Annotated in this window: 15 protein-coding genes; 4 read left to right on the top strand and 11 right to left on the bottom strand. The window is 65.5% G+C overall.

Features of this window, described 5'->3' with window-relative positions; genetic code table 11:
* Window position 1: 1 nt before the first annotated feature.
* From modB to AC07VI_RS21305, 7 genes are all read right to left on the bottom strand, one after another.
* Complete coding sequence (modB, locus tag AC07VI_RS21335; protein ID WP_086144263.1) at window positions 2-673, bottom strand: molybdate ABC transporter permease subunit; 672 nt, start codon at window positions 671-673, stop codon at window positions 2-4.
* A gap of 16 nt (window positions 674-689) precedes the next feature.
* Window positions 690-1,448, bottom strand: coding sequence for a molybdate ABC transporter substrate-binding protein (gene modA, locus AC07VI_RS21330; RefSeq protein ID WP_492991969.1), 759 nt, complete (start codon window positions 1,446-1,448; stop codon window positions 690-692).
* 118 nt (window positions 1,449-1,566) lie between these two features.
* Window positions 1,567-2,580: a bile acid:sodium symporter family protein gene (locus AC07VI_RS21325; protein WP_086144265.1), complete on the bottom strand. Its 1,014-nt coding sequence runs from the start codon at window positions 2,578-2,580 to the stop codon at window positions 1,567-1,569.
* A 203-nt stretch (window positions 2,581-2,783) separates the two neighbouring features.
* Entirely contained in the window at window positions 2,784-3,146 is a 363-nt protein-coding gene (locus tag AC07VI_RS21320) for a BON domain-containing protein (RefSeq protein ID WP_070223276.1), read from the bottom strand.
* A gap of 267 nt (window positions 3,147-3,413) precedes the next feature.
* Entirely contained in the window at window positions 3,414-4,781 is a 1,368-nt protein-coding gene (locus tag AC07VI_RS21315) for a sigma 54-interacting transcriptional regulator (RefSeq protein WP_086144266.1), read from the bottom strand.
* A complete protein-coding gene (locus AC07VI_RS21310) occupies window positions 4,778-5,320 on the bottom strand; it encodes a hypothetical protein (protein WP_226936154.1) in 543 nt (180 codons plus the stop codon). The genes AC07VI_RS21315 and AC07VI_RS21310 overlap by 4 nt, the downstream gene beginning before the upstream one ends.
* Entirely contained in the window at window positions 5,317-6,729 is a 1,413-nt protein-coding gene (locus AC07VI_RS21305; protein ID WP_099374808.1) for a HAMP domain-containing sensor histidine kinase, read from the bottom strand. Before AC07VI_RS21305 ends, AC07VI_RS21310 begins: the two co-directional genes overlap by 4 nt.
* A gap of 284 nt (window positions 6,730-7,013) precedes the next feature.
* Here AC07VI_RS21305 and AC07VI_RS21300 point away from each other — a divergent pair, with 284 nt between their 5' ends.
* Window positions 7,014-9,884, top strand: coding sequence for an insulinase family protein (locus tag AC07VI_RS21300; protein ID WP_492991973.1), 2,871 nt, complete (start codon window positions 7,014-7,016; stop codon window positions 9,882-9,884).
* A 60-nt stretch (window positions 9,885-9,944) separates the two neighbouring features.
* Here the strand turns inward: AC07VI_RS21300 and AC07VI_RS21295 are convergent, their stop codons facing one another.
* Window positions 9,945-10,349: a VOC family protein gene (locus AC07VI_RS21295; RefSeq protein WP_086144269.1), complete on the bottom strand. Its 405-nt coding sequence runs from the start codon at window positions 10,347-10,349 to the stop codon at window positions 9,945-9,947.
* Window positions 10,350-10,406: 57 nt separating this feature from the next.
* On the bottom strand, window positions 10,407-11,297 hold the full coding sequence (locus AC07VI_RS21290; protein WP_492991975.1) for a helix-turn-helix domain-containing protein: 891 nt from the start codon (window positions 11,295-11,297) through the stop codon (window positions 10,407-10,409).
* 128 nt (window positions 11,298-11,425) lie between these two features.
* Here AC07VI_RS21290 and AC07VI_RS21285 point away from each other — a divergent pair, with 128 nt between their 5' ends.
* Both AC07VI_RS21285 and AC07VI_RS21280 read left to right on the top strand, forming a co-directional pair.
* Window positions 11,426-12,463 (top strand): class I SAM-dependent methyltransferase, encoded by a 1,038-nt coding sequence (locus AC07VI_RS21285; protein ID WP_086144270.1) that lies wholly within the window; start codon window positions 11,426-11,428, stop codon window positions 12,461-12,463.
* A 352-nt stretch (window positions 12,464-12,815) separates the two neighbouring features.
* A complete protein-coding gene (locus AC07VI_RS21280) occupies window positions 12,816-13,568 on the top strand; it encodes an SDR family oxidoreductase (RefSeq protein ID WP_086144271.1) in 753 nt (250 codons plus the stop codon).
* On the opposite strand, the gene AC07VI_RS21275 is transcribed toward AC07VI_RS21280, so the two are convergent.
* Window positions 13,565-14,461, bottom strand: coding sequence for a LysR substrate-binding domain-containing protein (locus AC07VI_RS21275; protein ID WP_086144272.1), 897 nt, complete (start codon window positions 14,459-14,461; stop codon window positions 13,565-13,567). The genes AC07VI_RS21280 and AC07VI_RS21275 overlap by 4 nt on opposite strands.
* A gap of 112 nt (window positions 14,462-14,573) precedes the next feature.
* Between AC07VI_RS21275 and AC07VI_RS21270 the strand changes: the two genes are divergently transcribed.
* A complete protein-coding gene (locus AC07VI_RS21270; RefSeq protein ID WP_086144432.1) occupies window positions 14,574-15,830 on the top strand; it encodes an MFS transporter in 1,257 nt (418 codons plus the stop codon).
* On the opposite strand, the gene AC07VI_RS21265 is transcribed toward AC07VI_RS21270, so the two are convergent.
* On the bottom strand, window positions 15,827-16,486 hold the full coding sequence (locus AC07VI_RS21265) for a helix-turn-helix transcriptional regulator (RefSeq protein ID WP_086144433.1): 660 nt from the start codon (window positions 16,484-16,486) through the stop codon (window positions 15,827-15,829). The two genes, AC07VI_RS21270 and AC07VI_RS21265, sit on opposite strands and share 4 nt — an antisense overlap.
* Between the last annotated feature and the right edge of the window lie 19 nt (window positions 16,487-16,505).

Genomic DNA, 16,505 nt, shown 5'->3' with positions numbered 1-16,505 from the left:
GTCATTTGTGCACGATGCGCCCGGGCGCCAGGCGGCCGGCGGCCAGCAGCACGGCGATGCAGACGAGCGAAGTGATCAGCACCAGCATGTTGGCGGCGTCGTCCTGGCCCGCCTGCACGGCCTCATACACGGCCACCGACAGGGTCTGCGTCTTGCCGGGGATGCTGCCGGCCACCATCAGGGTGGCGCCGAATTCGCCGAGCGCGCGCACAAAGCCCAGCAGGACGCCGGCCAGGATGCCGCGCCAGGCCAGCGGTAACGTGACGCGGAAGAAGATCGCCATTTCAGAGATGCCCAGCACGCGGGCGGCCTGTTCCAGCTGCCCGTCGACGGCTTCGAAGGCGGCCCGCGCCGGCTTGAAGACGAGGGGAAAGGCGACCACCGTGGAGGCGATGACGGCGCCCTGCCACGTAAAAATGAGGTTGATGCCGAAGTTGTCCTGCAGCCAGATGCCCAGGGGGCCGCGCCGACCCAATAACACCAGCAGATAATAGCCGAGCACGGTGGGCGGCATCACCATCGGCAAGGTCAGCAGCGCATCAAGCAAGTTACGCCCAGGAAAGCGGGCGCGCGCCAGCAGATAGCCGGTACCGATGCCGAGCAGCAAATTGAGCGCCGTGGCCCACGCCGCCACTTTCAGCGACAGGGCCAGCGCGGTCCAGGCGATATCCATGTGCAGTCGTTTTACTTTATGGCTTTTTAAACCCGTATTTGGCCAGGATGGCTTGCGCCGGCGCCGTTTGCAAATAGCTGACGAAGCGCTTCGCTTCGGCGGCATTGCCGCTGCCCTTGATGGTGGCGATCGGGTACAGCACGGGCGCGTCGAGCGGCACTTCCAGCACCACGTTCACTTTATCCTTCATGATGGCCGCGTCCGTGCCATACACGAAGCCCGCATCGACTTCACCGCGCGCCACGTAATCGAGCGACTGGCGCACGTTCTGCGTGCTGATGGCTTTCGGCTGCACCGCATCCCACAGCTTCGCCTTCTTCAGCGCGCCTTCGGAATAGCGGCCGACGGGCACGCTGGCCGGGTTGGCGATGGCCACGCGGGTCACGCTTTTTTGCGTCAGGTCCGTCAAGCTCTTGATGCCCAGCTTGCTATCGTGCGGCACGATCAGCACCAGGCTGTTGCCGACGAAGTACATACGCTCGGCCGGCAACACCAGGCCCTGCTTTTGCGCCGCATCCATGGTTTCCTGGTCGGCCGAGGCAAACACGTCCACGGGCGCGCCCTTGACGATCTGCTGCAGCAGCACGCCCGAGGCGGCAAAATTCAAGGACACCTTGCTGCCCGGATACTGCGCCTCATAGCCCTGCGCCGCATCCTTGAACGCATTCGTCAGGCTGGCCGCGGCCGACACCACCACCTCGCCGGCAAAGGCGGACGAGGCGGCGCTGGCCAGCAGGGCGGCACTGAGGAGTTTGGCGAGGGAGGTGAGGCGCATGATCGTATCCTTGTAAAGTGAACGGTGAACAAGGACCGTAATATACACTTATATATAGCGTTCTGCCATGGCGCAAGTCAAGACGGCTGAACTTGCTTCAAGCACGCCCTTGGCAGCCTCAGGCGGCCGCCTTCCCGCTGTCCAGCTCATCCTTGCGCCGCGCATAGCGCTGCGCGATCACGGCGCAGACCATCAATTGAATCTGGTGGAACAGCATCAGCGGCAAAATCACCATGCCCAGCGAGTGTGTGGCGAACAGCACCTTGGCCATGGGCACGCCGCTGGCCAGGCTTTTCTTCGAGCCGCAAAAGACGATGGCGATTTCATCTTCCTTGTTAAAGCCCAGGCGGCGGCTGATGAACGTCATCAGGCCCAGGACCAGGGCCAGCAGCAAGATGCTGAACAGGCCCAGGGCCACCAGGGTTTCCACTGAAATCGTGTGCCACAGGCCTTCGCTGACGGCTTCGCTGAAGGCCGTGTAGACCACCAGCAAGATCGAACCCTGGTCGACGAATTTCAGCATGGCCTTGTGGCGGTCGACCCAGCGGCCTATCCAGCGGCGCAGGAACTGGCCGGCCAGGAAGGGCAGCAGCAGCTGCATGACGATGGCGAGCACGGCGTCCGACGACGACTTGCTGGCCGCCCCCTTGGCCACCAGCAAGCCAACCAGGATGGGGGCGAGGAAGATGCCGATGAAATTCGAGGCCGAGGCGCTGCAGATGGCGGCCGGCACGTTGCCGCGCGCCATGGCCGTCAAGGCGATCGACGACTGCACGGTCGACGGCAGGGCGCACAGGAACAAAATGCCCACGTACAGCTCGGGCGTGAGGAAAGTCAGCGCCAGCGGCCGCAGAGCCAGGCCCAGCAGGGGGAACAGGATGAACGTGCTGGCCAGCACCAGCAAATGCAGGCGCCAGTGCAGGATGCCGGCCACCACGGCTTCGCGCGACAGCTTGGCGCCGTGCAGGAAAAACAGGGCGCCGATGGCCACCGTGGTGATATGGCCGAAGACGACGGCCGTCTGGCCGGTGCAGGGCAGGAAGCTGGCCAGCGCCACGGTGGCGAGCAGGGCGATGGTGAAATTGTCGGGTTTCAGATTGCGCAACAGGGCGGCGGGAGAGAATGAAGACATGCGGTAGCCTGGTAGCGGCCCAGCCTTGCAACACTGCGCCATGGATGACAAAAAGCGCCGGAAACGGCGCCAGTGCTGGCTATTCTAACCGTATTGCCGAGCTATCTGCCTAACAGCATGGCTTGCCAACAACAAGCGCACGCGCAAAAAAATGCCCTGTCCGCAGACAGGGCAACCCGGAGTAAAGTACAGCGCGAGGACGTTTAGCCGGCGGCTTTGACTTTCAGCTCGTTCTTGATTTCTTTCACGCCGCTCACGGAAGCGACGATCTGCACGACGCGGTCGCCCGCTTCGGCGCTCGGCACGTCGCCCGACAGGACGACCACGCCTTGCTGGGTTGCCACCTTGACCGGCAGGGCAGCGGCTTGCGCATCGGCGCTCAGGGCGGCCTTGGCCGAGGAAGTGATGGTTTCATCAGGGACGGCAGCGGCGGCGTTGGCGGCCACGACAGTGTTAGCAGGAGCTTGTGCTTTTGGGGCGGAGTCAGCTGCATGCGAAGCGGTGATCGAGGCGCCCGACAGTACGATAGCGGCGACCAGGGTATTGAACAGTTTCGATGTTTGCATGGTAGTTCCTCTCAATGAAGTTAAAAGCTTCTTACTTAGATAAAGCAACACTTTGAAGCGTCACATCTACCCATGTAGCAAGCACCGTGCCAGCTTTTAAATTTCCTTCAAAATCAACAACTTATATTCACACGCAATTTTTTCGGCCGCTTCCGGCAGGATCCGGCGCGAAAAAGCGGGCCTTTTGTCGCCAGACAGCGACAAGGCATGGCAACAATATCAATGTTTTAAGATAAGTCGTTGATTATGAATACTTTATTTTTGTCGCTATTCAGCGACAGGGTCGCCGTCGGCCCGGAACAGGGCCGGCGTCAGCTCGTATTTCTGCAGTAAACGGTAGAACTCCGTGCGGTTGCGGTCGGCCAGGCGGGCCGCGTCGGCCACGTTGCCGTCCGTCAGGCGCAGCAGCTGGATCAGGTAGTCGCGCTCGAAGCGCTGCTTGGCTTCGTTGTAGCTGAGCGCTTCGAGCGACGGCACGCGCAAGGCGCGTTGCACCAGGCTCAGGGGCACGAGCGGCGCCGTGGCCAGCGCGCACACCTGCTCGACCACATTGACCAGCTGGCGCACGTTGCCGGGCCAGGGCGCCGCCACCAGGGCCGTGAGGGCGTCGGGGGCGAAGCCGTTCAGGGGTTTTTGGTACTTGGCGGCCAGCTTCTGCAGGAAATGGTTTGCCAGCAGGGCGATGTCTTCGCGACGCTCGGCCAGCGGCGGCAGGGTCAGGGTCACCACGTTGAGGCGGTAATACAGGTCTTCGCGGAATTGCCCCTCCCCCATGGCCACATCGAGGTCGCGGTGCGTGGCGGACAACAAGCGCACGTCCACCGGCCGCGTCTGGTCGGCGCCGACGGGGCGCACGGCCCGCTCCTGCAGCACGCGCAGCAGTTTGACCTGCAGCGGCAGCGGCATGTCGCCGATCTCATCTAAAAACAGGGTGCCGCCGTCGGCCGCCTGGAATAAACCTTCGCGGTTGCCGACGGCGCCCGTAAACGCGCCTTTGACGTGGCCGAACAGTTCCGATTCCAGCAGCTGCTCGGGAATGGCGCCGCAGTTGACGGCGATGAACGGCGCCTTGGCGCGGCGGCTGGCGTTGTGCAGCGCGCGCGCCAGCAGCTCCTTGCCGGTGCCGCTGGGGCCGCGGATCAAAATGCTGGCGTCGGAGCCGGCCACCAGCCTGGCTTCGGCCAGCAGCTCGGCCATCTGCGCACTGCGGCTGATCAGCTCGGCACGCCAGCTCTCGTCGCCGGGCGCCGGCGCCGGCATGACGGTGGACAGGTTGACGGCATACGCCACCTTTTCCATCAGCAACTTGCCGTCGAACGGCTTCGTCAGGTAGGCAAACGCGCCGCGCGCCGTGGCGTCGACGGCGTCGGGGATGGTGCCGTGCGCCGTGAGCAAAATGACGGGCAGGGCCGCGTGCTGGCGGCGGATTTCATCGAACAGGGCCAGGCCGTCGCGGCCCGGCAATTGCACGTCGGTAATGACCAGGGCCGGCAATTCCACGGCCAGGCGCGCCAGCGCCGCTTCCGCGCTGCCCACGGCCGTGACGCGGTAATTGCCCGCCTTCAGGCGGATGGTCAGCAGGCGCAGCAGGTCGGGATCGTCATCGACCAAGAGGATGTGGGCGTGCTCGCTCATTTCGGCGCTCCCGCGGCAGGGCGCACGGACAGGCTGCGCTCGATGTTTTTCAGCGCTTCCAGTTTTTCATTGAGCAAGTCGTTGCGGCGCTGGGCGTCGCGCAGCTGGGCATTGAGCTTGTCGATGCTCTCTTCCTGGCGGCGCAGTTCCGCGTACTGGCTGCCCAGCAATTGCGCCAGCGGCGCCAGCAGCTGCTCATCCTTGCCCGTGGCCGTGGCCAGCGGTTCGAGCAGGGCCTGCGCGCGGGCCAGATCGCCGGCGCCGCGCAAGGTCGAGTGCAGCATGGCGCGGCGGATGACGTTCTGCGGCGCCGTATCGGCCTTGGCCAGGTCGAGCTGGGCTTTTGCCAGTTCCGACGGCGTCATCAGGCGCAAGGCGTTCTGGTATGCCAGCAGTTCAGTCAGCTTGGGATCGGCCACGACCACCACGCGGGGCGGCGTCTGCACCAGCACGGGCGTCTGTTTGGCGGGCTTGGCAGCGCAAGCGCCCAACAGCAGCGCACAGGCGGCCACGGTGGCCACGGAAGTTCTCGTCATCATAAGGGCAGTTCTATCCGAAAATGCGCGCCGGCCTGGCGCGGTAAAAGAGTGACGCTGCCATCGTGGGCGGCGACATATTCGCGCACGATGGACAGGCCGATGCCATTGCCGTTGCGCGCGCCGGCCGCCTGGCGCACGCCCTGGTAAAACGGTTCAAAAATACGCGCGGCGTCCTCGGGCGCCACGCCGCTGCCTTCGTCGATGCAGTCGATGCGCGCGCGGCCGCCCTCGGCGGACAGGCTGAAGCGCACGCTGCCGCCTTCCGGGCTGAAGCGCACGGCATTCGACAGCAGGTTCGCCAGGGCGGTGGCCAGCTTGTCGCGGTCGGCCTGCACGATCAGGGACGCGCCATGCAGCTCGACCGTCAAACGGCGCGCCTGCCATTGCAGGCGCTGGCCCGCCACCACATCGTGCAGCAGAACCAGCAAGTCCACCTTGCTGTGCGCCAGATGCTGGGCGTCGAAGGCGGCGGTATTGTAGCGCAGCAAGTCCTCGATCTGGGTTTGCAGCGATGCCGTGTTTTGCCGCAGGATGCCGGCGATTTCGCGCTGGCCCTCGCTGAGCTTGCCGGCCACCTCGTCTTCCAGCAGGGCCACGCCTTCGCGCAGGGCCGCCAGCGGGGTTTTCAGCTCATGCGAGATATGGCGCAAAAAGCGTTCCTTGTCGGCGTCGAGGTCCGCCAGGCGCTGGCGCAGCCAGTCCAGCTGCTGGCCCAGGCGGCGCGTGTCGGCCGGGCCGCCGACGACGATGGGCTGGTCATAGCGCTTCTCGCCGAGGCGCTCGATGGCCGTCTTGATGCGGCGCAAGGGACGCGACAATAAAAAACCGAAGCAGGTGGCCAGCACGGCCGCCAGCAGCACGGCGCCGATGACCAGCGCGCCGAGCAGGCGGCGCTGGCGTTCCAGCTCGGCCAGCAACGCATCGTTGCGGCTGCCGATGGCCGTCTTGCTCTCGCGCGCCAGGCTGTCATTGATCTGCGTCATGCGGGCAAACGCGCGGTAGACAAGGGCGTGGCCGTCGCGCTTGCGGCGCTTTCCGGCCTGCAATACTTCCCATGCCGATTGCGCCTGCGCCGTCCACTCGTCGGCCAGCTGCGGCGCGAAATGGGGCGTGGCGCGGTTCAGCACTTGCAGCGCCGCCGTCGCTTCGTCGCGGGCGGCCGCAAAACGCTCGCGGAAGACGGGATCGTCCAGCACGAGGAACTGGCGCGCGCTGCGCTCCATGGCCAGGGTGCGCTCGGACAGGCGCTGCGACTGTTCCGTCAGGGTAATCGCCTGCGCCGCCGTCTCGCGCCCCAGCCGCGCCAGGTGTTCCAGGGTCAGCAGCGCTTGCACGGATGTGGCCGTCAAAATACCCGCCGTCAAAATGAAGGCGGCGAACAATAATTGGCGAAAAGAAAGTCGGGACAAGGTAGGCGCCTTCGGTTCAGTCTGGAGTGCAAAAGGCGCATGGTACGCTAAGCCTCCATCCTGGGGCGCCGCCTGTCAGAAAATAGTCTATTTTGCAATATTGTTGCTTTTACGGCGAACAAGCAAGGCCCGGCGGCGGCGCGCGAGTACTCCTAGTACAATAGGGAAAAACTTCACGCAGGCATCAAAGTGGCCCACGGCCCTCGCATTGCGCCACTTTGCCCCCACATGTGATGCAGCCCCACCGACCATCCGAATCACCTACCGCAGAGATCCCATACCGCATGAGCACATTTGAAAAAGTCAGCAGCAACTTCATTCCAGTCTTGCAGGCGACCATCGAGCAATATGTCGAGCCAGCAACGGGCATGCGCCATATCCACATGCATACCGAGCAGGCTGAAATGGTGTTCCTGGTGGCGTTTCCCACTGTGCCCGAAGTGAGCGACGGACGCGCCCACATCCTCGAGCACCTGGCCTTGTGCGGCTCGGCCCGCTACCCGGTGCGCGACCCGTTCTTCTCGATGCTGCGCCGCTCGACGGCCACCTTCATGAATGCAATGACCTATCCGGACCGCACCGTGTACCCGTTCGCCAGCACGGACCGCAAGGATTTCTTCAACCTGCTCGACGTGTACCTGGACGCCGCCTTCTTCCCGAATCTCGATTACCTGAATTTCCGCCAGGAAGGCTGGCGCCACGCCTTCGAAGGCGACAAGCTCGTGTACCAGGGCATCGTCTTCAATGAAATGAAGGGCGCCTTCAACAGCCCCATGCGCGCATTGGACAGCGGCATCGCCAGCGCCTTGCTCAAGGGCACGACGTATGAAGTGGAATCGGGCGGCGACCCGCTCGACATCCCCGCGCTGACGCATGCCATGCTGAAAGAATTCCACGCCAGCCACTACCACCCTTCGCAAGCCGTGATCATGACTTCCGGCAATATCGAGGCGTCGGCCGTGCAGGAACAGGTCGCCGAGCGCGTGCTGTCCAAGCTCAGCGGTTTCAGTCCGCGCCGCCTGCCGCAGCTGGCGCCCGCGTGGACGGCGCCGCAGGAAAATGTGGTGAAAATTCCGTCGCAGGAAGCGCGCGACGATGAATTCGGCCTGCAATTCGCCTGGCTGATGGGCGAGTCGAGCGATCCCGTCGCCTACTATCACGCGCATCTGCTGTCGCACGGCTTGCTCGGCGAATCGTCGGCGCCCGTCATGCGCGCCATGGAATCGGCCGGCTATGGCCGTCCATCGGACATGAATGGCCGCGACGCGGGCATCCGCCAGATGGTGTTCCACATCGGCATGGAAGGTTTAACCAAAGAACAGATCGCCGACGCGCACCAGCGCATCTGGACGGCGCTGGAAGAAACGGCGCAAGAGGGCATCCCGGCCGCCGTGCTGCACGCGGCCTTGCGCGATATCAAATACAGCCAGCGCGAAATCAGCAGCGGCCGCATGCCTTACGGCCTGGGCCGTTTGCTGCACGCCTTGCCGCTGGCCATGTACGACGGCAACGTCATGGATGCCTTCGACAATGCGGCGATTTTGGAAACGCTGGAACAACAGATCGAGGACCCGGCATTCTTCAAGCAGCTGGTGCGCGATCTGATCGCCAACCCGACCCGTTTGACCACGCGCGTGGTGCCCGATGCCGCCTTCTTCACGGACCGCGCCGCGCAGGAAGACGCCAAACTGGCCGCCCTGCAGGCGCAGCTGACGGATGCCGAGCGCGAGCACATCGTCGCCGAGTCCGCCGCGCTGGAAGCGCACCAGCAATTGCCGTCGAATTCGGAAGTGCTGCCGCGCATCCGCCCGGGCGACGTCAGCGCCTCGCCGCGTCCGGCGCTGCCGATTCCGCCCGCCGTCGACGGTGCCGTGGCGTTTTCCATCGCCTCGAACGGCATCAGCTACGCCAACGTGCTGTACGACGTGTCGGCCTTGCCGGAAGCGTCGTGGCCCTGGCTGCGCCTGTACACGGACCTGGCGCCGGAACTGGGTGTGGGCGACATGTCGTTCGACGACGCCAGCGCCTGGCGCCAGAGCATGGTGCCTTCGTTCCACATCGGCCTGGAAGCCATTCCCCGCCCGCAACAGGCAATGCGCGTGGAACTGTCGTTCTCGGCCAGCGGCTTGCGCGAAGAACATGCGGCCATTGCCGCCGTGCTGTCGGCCTGGATCGCCAAGCCCCGCTTCGATGAAGAAGAGCGCCTGGCCTTCCTGATCGAAAGCCTGGTGCAGGACAAATTAAGCAGCCTGGCCGAATCGGGCAACCGCTACGCCATGCTGGCGTCGGCAGCGCCGCTGTCGCCGACGCGCCGCTTCGACGACATCGTCGGCGGCCCGGCCGCCTTGCCGTTCTACCGCCGCTTGCAGCAGCTGAGCAAGACCTCGGCAGGCTTGCAGGAAATCGCGCGCGAGCTCGACACCCTGCACGCGCACATCATCGCCCAGCCGCCGACCGTGCTGTGCGCGGGCCTGGAGCAGGATGGCATCACCCTGGCCCGTCTGCTGGACTTGCCTGCCGCCACCGCTGGCGCGGCCGCGCCTGTTGAAGTGGCAACGCCGGCAGCATTGCCGCTGGCCAATTCAGCCCTGCATGCAACGAGCCAGATCAACCATTGCTTCGTTTCCTGGGCCGTGCCAGGCGTGCACAATCCGGACGCCTCCGCCCTGGCCGTGGCCGCCGAACTGATGACCAACCAGGTGCTGCATACGGCCCTGCGCGAAAAAGGCGGCGCGTATGGCGGCAGCGCCAGCTACGCGGCCGGCGCCGGCACGTTCACGCTCAGTTCCTACCGCGATCCGCGCCTGGCCGGCACGTTCGCCGACTTCGGCACGACGCTGGACCAGATCCTCGCCGGCGATTTCTCGCAAGAGCAGGTGGAAGAAGCCATCATCTGCGTCATCAAGGGCCTCGACAAGCCGCATTCGCCGTACGCGGAAGCGCTGACGGCGTGGAACATGCAGCAGCGGGGCACGACGGAAGCCGTGCGCCAGCAGTTCCGTACCGGCGTGCTCAATTGCACCCTGGCGCAGATCAAGGACGTGACGCGCACCTGGCTGAAAAACGGCCAGCAAAGCCGCGCCGCGTTTGCGGGCAACACGACGCAGGACCTGGCCGGGCTGGAGGTGGTCGATCTGCTGGCGCTGGCGTCCTAAGCTGGCCGGAGACGCCGGATTACGCGCGGCTTTGCCGCGCTAATCCGCCACCACCACCGATCAGCCAGGTACGGCGCCCGGCTCCATGTACATCAATTCCCATTGATGTCCATCGGGGTCCTGGAAACTGTGGCCATACATGAAGCCGAAATCGATGGGCTCCTTGTAGATGCTGCCGCCCGCCTGGACGGCTTTGGCCACCAGCTCATCGACCTCGCCGCGGCTCTCGGCCGACAAGCACACGAGCACTTCCGTCGCCACCTTGGTGTCGCACAGCTGCTTGGGAGTGAACTGCTTGAATTTGTCGTGCGTCAATAACATGACGAAGATATCGTCGGTGACGATCATGCAGGTCGCTGTTTCATCGGTGAAATGGGCATTGAAACTGAAGCCCAGCGCCGTGAAGAACGCGACGGAACGCTCGAGCGACTGGACGGGCAGATTGACAAAGATTTTGCGGGCCATCATGTCTCCTTGTGGGTCGTATGAGTATTTGCTGCCCGCCGATTCTACACCGGCTTTTTACCCGCCCGCGCGCCCCACGGTCTTCGGCGCATAGCCGAAATAGCGGCTGAAGGCGGCGCTGAAATTGGCCGGATGCCGATAACCGGTCTGCCAAGCTGCCTGCGCCACCTGGCAACCATTTTCCAGCAGTAACTTTGCCCGCCGCATGCGCAACGCCAGCAGGGTGCGCTGGGGGCTGTCCCCATAGCGGTAGCGCCACCCCTGCTTGAGCTTGAACAAGCTCAGCCCCGCTTGCGCGCACAGGTAATCGAGCGTGAGTGCCTGCGCCATCTGCTCCTGCATCAGCGCGTGGACACGTTCCAATTTGACGATGTCGGCCTCGGACCAGCGCGGCACGGCAAGCGGCGGCGGCTGCAAGCCCCGCAGCTGTTCCGCCAGGATACTGAGCACGCCGATATGCACGGCCAGCGGGTCCGCCGCGCGCAGCAGGGCGCGCGCGTGCTGGGCGACAGCTGCCGTGGTGGCCGCATGCGCCAGCTGGCGCGCGCCGCCATGGGGCAGCAGCGATGCCAGGCCCTGCGGCCAGTAGCGCGCCAGCGCGTGCTCGTCGACCAGCACGCGCAATTGCGCCGCCCGCTGGTTCGCCTCGAAGCGGCGCTCGCCGCTGACGTGCTGGAACACCGTCATGGTCGTGTGGCCGCCCTGGAAACGCAGTTGTTCGCCATCGCGCGTGGCGTAGGCGGATGCGCCTTCCAGGCCGATGGTGATCACCATGCCGCCCCCGTCGTCATGCTGCGATGGCTCGACGAGCGCCAGGCGCGGGCGGTAATCGGAATGCACGAGCAGCACGCCCTGGTCGACCTGGCGCTGGTCGGCGCGGCACTCTTTCAACCCCGGGTCCAGCTGGCGCCGCACCCAGCCTGCCGCTGCCCTGTCCTGTTCCATCATCGCTCCTCCCGTTTTCCCGCGCGCCGTCCCGCATACGAAAAACGCCGCCGCGCATACAAATGCAAATGATAATTATTCTCATTGTTGCATAAAATGACGCTGATGCTCACCTCGCCGAAAGGAAGATCATGTCATGCAATCCGCAACACGCCCTGCAGCCGTACTGGGACCTGGCCGTCGCCCCCGTGCAGGCGGACGGGCTGGCCGCCGCCCTGGAACTGGGCATACTCGATGTACTGACCGTGCCGCACACGCCGGCGCAACTGGCCGAGGCCCTGTCGCTGCATGCGCCGCACACGGCCCTGCTGCTCGAATTGCTTTGGAGCATGCAGGTGCTGGAACGCGATGCGGCCGATGCGGATGCACAGCGCTACCGCTGCACGGCCGCCACCGTGCAGTATTTCTGCCGCGACTCCGTGGCCTTTTGCGGCGACGCCTGGCTGTACCGGCTGCACGCGCTGCGCCATTTCGCCACGCAATTGAACTCGCTCGTGCGCGACGGCGGCAAAGCGGCGCCGTACAGCACGGCCAATGGCGTCAACTGGGCCGCCGCCGCGCAGCAGCAGATCGGCCAGGAGCAGCGCGCCGTCACCATGCGCGCCGCGCTGTCCGTGATGGAGCGCGTCGCGCCGTTCGCGGCACGCGCTACGCCCTTGAACTTGCTGGACCTCGGCGGCGGCCCCGGCTGGGTTGCCATTGCGCTGGCGCAAGCCCACGCGGGCTTGCACGGCTGCGTTTTCGACTGGCCGGAAACGGTGGCCGTGGCGGCCGCGAACATTGCCCATGCGCAATTATCCGAGCGCCTGGAAACGTTGGGCGGCGACCTGGACAGCGACGATATCGGCGGCGATTACGACCTCGTCTGGTGCTCGTCCGTGCTGCATTTCGTGCCCGACATGGCGGGCGCCTTGCGCAAGATCCATGCGGCCTTGAAGCCCGGCGGCGTGTTCGTCTGCGTGCAGGCGGAAATCGCCGCGACAGCGGGCGAGGCGGCGCGCGTGCTGCCGTATTACTTGCCGATGCGCATGCTGGGCCGCGCCGTCACGCGCCAGGGAGAACTGGCGCTGCTGCTGCGCGCGGCCGGATGGCGGCAGGTGGAACAATATGGCGCCAGCGACTTCCCCATGGCGCCCGTGCAAGTGCTGGTCGCCCGGCGGGACGCTTGAGCTTTATCCAGGGCAACGGCCGCCAGCCAGGTCACTATCGACAAGCAAGCGGCGAGGCGCCGCCGTCGCGCGCCTCATGCTCGACAGCGGCGCGAGCTGTTGCACGGCTTGCCACCTAATAATTGTCAATTATGCAGCAAATGCGCTAAGCTGTAGCTGCCGCGTATTGCAGTGAAACAACCCAGTTCGGCAGCGCAGCAAAAAATACCAGCATGTCCAGTCGATTCACCATATGGCGGCCTCGCAATGCTGCCCATTTTGGGAATGGTAAACAACATCATTTCCATGGGAGCATGGCGGGCCCGATACTGATGTCAACCGCAGCAGCCGCTGCCTCCACGAGGAATTCATCATGAGTCAAAATATCGCAGGGAAAGTCGTCGTCATCACCGGTGCCAGCAGCGGCCTGGGCGAAGCCACCGCGCGCCACCTGGCCTCACTGGGCGCTTCCGTCGTGCTCGGCGCGCGCCGCATGGACTTGCTCACCGCCATCGCTGAAGAAATCACGGCCGCCGGCGGCCTGGCCGCCGTTGCCCTGACCGACGTCACGGTGCCTGCCGACGTCAAGAATCTGATCGATACGGCCCTGGCCGTGTTCGGCAAGGTCGACGTGATGATCAACAATGCGGGGCTGATGGCCATCGCACCGATGAGCGCCTTGCAAGTCGACGAGTGGAACAACATGATCGATATCAACATCAAAGGCGTGCTGAACGGCATCGCCGCCGTCCTGCCGCATTTCCAGGCGCAAAACAGCGGCCACTTCATCAATATTTCGTCGGTGGCGGGGCTCAAAGTCTTCAGCCCCGGCGGCACCGTCTACAGCGGCACCAAGTTTGCCGTCAGCGCCATTTCGGAAGGCTTGCGCCACGAGCTGGCGGCCAGCGGCGGCACCATCCGCACCACCGTCATTGCGCCGGGCGCCGTGGACACGGAATTGAGCCAGGGCAGCAGCCACGCCGAGAGCGCCAAGGCCGTCAAGGAGTTCTACCAGATCGCCATTTCCGCCGGCTCGGTGGCGCGCGCCATCGCGTATGCGATCGAGCAGCCGGCCGACGTGGATATCAATGAAATCGTGCTGCGCCCCACGGCGCAGGCGTTTTAAGGCCCAGCCTGCAGTGCCGCGATGAGCAGGGCCGCCAGGCGCTCGACTGGCGGCCCGGGCACGCTGGAGGCCTGCAGCAATTCCAGCGACAGCGCGGGCAGGGCGGGCAAGCCCGCCGCCACGTGGTCGAGCACGCGCACGGACGGCGGCAAGCCCAGGCTGGTGCGCACCGTCACCCCGAGCCCTGCGGCGGCCGCGGCCCACAGTCCCGCCAGGCTGGGACTGGTAAACGCGATGCGCCAGGCGATGCCGGCCTGGTCCAGCGCCTGCGTGGCGCAGCGCTGGAACAGGCATTCGCGGTCGAACATGATCAGGGGCAAGGCTTCGCCCGACTCGGGCTGCCACGCCAGGCTGGACGAGGCGATCCAGCGCATGGCCGGTTCGGCGATGCGCTGACGCTGCTGCGGCGGATAGGCCGCCACGTCGGCGATGCACGCGCCGCCCCACAGCAGGGCCAGGTCCAGCTGGCCCATGGTGAGCCGGTCCATCAGTTCCGTGTTGCGCGCCACATGCGCCTCGATGCGCACTTTCGGATGCGCGCGCGCAAAGCGCCCCAGCACCTCGGGCAGCAAGGCTTCGCCGAAATCCTCCTGCAGGCCGAGCTTGATCCAGCCGTCCAGTTCCACGCCGCGCAAGGCGACGGCCGCCTCGTCGTTCAGTTCCAGCAGGCGGCGCGCATAGCCGAGCAAGACCTCGCCGGCCGGCGTCAGCGCCAGGCCCCGGCCATCCTTGCGGAACAGGGGCAGGCCCGCCTGCTCCTCGAGTTTTTTCAGCTGCGCGCTGACGGCCGAGGTGGAGCGGCCCACCTTGTCGGCCGCGCGGGCAAAGCTGCCCAGCTCGATGCCGGCCACATAGCTGCGCAGGAAGGCGATGTCGAAATTGAGCTGATGCATGGCGTGATGGCAATCGTCCTGTTTTATGGGATGGTATAGCGTAAATTATCTGATATTCAGAATGATCGTAGCGCGCCACACTGCCTGGGTCAACCACTTTCCTGTCCCTGCCATGCGCACCAGCTGCCCTGCCGTCCCTGTCCCCATCACCGCGCCCTCGTTGAGCGCCTCGCACCGCTGGAAAGTACTGGCCGTCGGCGTGGCGGCCAACGCCAGCTTTTCCGCCGCCGCCAACGGCATGCCCACGACGGCCGTCTGGCTGCGCAGCGGCTATCACCTGAGCAATACGGAACTGGGGGTGGCGCTGGGCGCCATGGGCCTGGGCGTGGCGCTGACTGAATTGCCATGGGGCATGGCGACCGACCGCTGGGGCGACCGCCCCGTGCTGCTGACGGGCTTGCTGGGCACCATGCTGGCCTTGCTGGCCCTGCTGTTGTGGATCACGCCCGCTGACGGGTCCGTGCCGCCGTTGTGGGCGCTGGCGGCCGGGCTGGCGGCAGTCGGCGTGCTGGGCGGCAGCGTGAACGGCGCCAGCGGCCGCGCCGTGATGCGCTGGTTCGGCGCCGGCGAACGGGGTTTCGCCATGAGCATCCGCCAGACGGCCGTGCCGCTCGGCGGCGGCCTCGGCGCGCTCATCCTGCCCAGCCTGGCGTCGCGCCATGGCTTCATGCCCGTCTTCGGCGCCCTGGCCCTCGTATGCGCGCTGTCGGCGTTTTTGACGTGGCGCTGGATGCATGAGCCCGATTCCGCTGCCGAGGCCGCCACGGGGCCGCACAACGCGTCGCAAGGCCTGTCTGGTGTCAAGCCGCCGCCGCTGCGCAATCGACAGGTCTGGCGCATGGTGGCCGCCATCGGCTTGCTGTGCGTGCCGCAGTTTGCCGTACTCAGCTATGCCACCGTCTTCCTGCACGACCATGGCCGCCTGGGCCTGGCGGCCATCACGGCCGTGATGGTGGCCCTGCAAATGGGCGCCATGGTGATGCGCATCTGGAGCGGGCGCCATACGGACCGCCGCGCCAACCGGCCCGCTTATCTGCGCGGCTCGGCCCTGGTGGCGCTGGCCGCGTTCATCTTGCTGGGATGCATCGCCTGGCTGGAGGCGCCGGGCTGGCTGCTGATGGCCGCCGTGGTGCTCGCCGGCATCGCCGTGTCCGCCTGGCATGGCGTGGCCTACACGGAGCTGGCCACGGAAGCGGGCGGCGCCAGCGCGGGCACGGCCCTGGGCATGGCGAACACGGCCGTCTACGTGGGGCTGTTCCTCACGCCCGTCACGCTGCCGCACCTGCTGGCGGCCAGCAGCTGGGCCGTCGTATGGTGGACGGCGGGGCTGGTGGCGCTGGCCGCCCGGCCCCTGTTTCCCAAGCCTTAAGGCAGCGGCGAAATGCGATAGACGCAGCGCATCGCATTGGCCAGCACGTGCTGCTCGCGCACGATGCTGGCGCTTGGCCCCACCACTTCCTGGAACAGCTGCAGTTCCGAGCGGCAAAAGCCCTGGCAGGTGCGGGCGGCTGCGCAGATGGGGCAGTGGTCCTCGATCAGCAGCCAGTCGCCGCCGTCCGCTTCCACGCGCGCCATATACCCCTCTTCATCGCGCACGGCGGCCAGCTGCCGCAGCCGCGTGGGCAAGTCCGGCGCCGAGCACGCGAGCGCATACGCGCTGCGGCTTTCCTCTTCGCGCTGCGTGATCAATTTGTCCAGCCCCGCCTCGCCGAACAGCTGGCGCACCGAGCCGATCAGCTTGATCGTCAGCTGCGCATGCGTGTCGGGAAAGCGCGCATTGCCCGCCTCCGTCAAGACCCAGTTCTGGCGCGGCCGTCCCGCACCCGCCTGCGCTTCCTGGCGCCCCTCGATCAGGCCCGCCGCCACCAGCTTTTGCACCTGCTGGCGCGCCGCCTCGCCCGTCATGTCCAGGGTCCTGGCCAGGGTCGCCGTAGAGACGGGTCCCTTGGTCTTGATGAAATACAGGATGCGCTCCGTCGTTTGCGGCGCCTCGCTATTATCCAAACGTTTACTTGTGTAATTCATTTCGCTCAACTATCATGGG

Source organism: Janthinobacterium sp. GW821-FHT03A03 (genome assembly GCF_059421435.1).
This window is presented reverse-complemented; position numbering and strand designations above follow the sequence as displayed.

Excerpts from the sequence above, each read along its gene's own strand:
- modB (WP_086144263.1), bottom strand. The coding sequence starts at position 673 with ATGGATATCGCCTGGACCGCGCTGGCCCTGTCGCTGAAAGTGGCGGCG.
- AC07VI_RS21275 (WP_086144272.1), bottom strand. The coding sequence starts at position 14,461 with ATGCATCAGCTCAATTTCGACATCGCCTTCCTGCGCAGCTATGTGGCC.
- modA (WP_492991969.1), bottom strand. The coding sequence starts at position 1,448 with ATGCGCCTCACCTCCCTCGCCAAACTCCTCAGTGCCGCCCTGCTGGCC.
- AC07VI_RS21265 (WP_086144433.1), bottom strand. The coding sequence starts at position 16,486 with ATGAATTACACAAGTAAACGTTTGGATAATAGCGAGGCGCCGCAAACG.
- AC07VI_RS21285 (WP_086144270.1), top strand. The coding sequence starts at position 11,426 with ATGTCATGCAATCCGCAACACGCCCTGCAGCCGTACTGGGACCTGGCC.
- AC07VI_RS21315 (WP_086144266.1), bottom strand. The coding sequence starts at position 4,781 with ATGAGCGAGCACGCCCACATCCTCTTGGTCGATGACGATCCCGACCTG.
- AC07VI_RS21270 (WP_086144432.1), top strand. The coding sequence starts at position 14,574 with ATGCGCACCAGCTGCCCTGCCGTCCCTGTCCCCATCACCGCGCCCTCG.
- AC07VI_RS21280 (WP_086144271.1), top strand. The coding sequence starts at position 12,816 with ATGAGTCAAAATATCGCAGGGAAAGTCGTCGTCATCACCGGTGCCAGC.
- AC07VI_RS21310 (WP_226936154.1), bottom strand. The coding sequence starts at position 5,320 with ATGATGACGAGAACTTCCGTGGCCACCGTGGCCGCCTGTGCGCTGCTG.
- AC07VI_RS21325 (WP_086144265.1), bottom strand. The coding sequence starts at position 2,580 with ATGTCTTCATTCTCTCCCGCCGCCCTGTTGCGCAATCTGAAACCCGAC.
- AC07VI_RS21295 (WP_086144269.1), bottom strand. The coding sequence starts at position 10,349 with ATGGCCCGCAAAATCTTTGTCAATCTGCCCGTCCAGTCGCTCGAGCGT.
- AC07VI_RS21320 (WP_070223276.1), bottom strand. The coding sequence starts at position 3,146 with ATGCAAACATCGAAACTGTTCAATACCCTGGTCGCCGCTATCGTACTG.
- AC07VI_RS21300 (WP_492991973.1), top strand. The coding sequence starts at position 7,014 with ATGAGCACATTTGAAAAAGTCAGCAGCAACTTCATTCCAGTCTTGCAG.
- AC07VI_RS21290 (WP_492991975.1), bottom strand. The coding sequence starts at position 11,297 with ATGATGGAACAGGACAGGGCAGCGGCAGGCTGGGTGCGGCGCCAGCTG.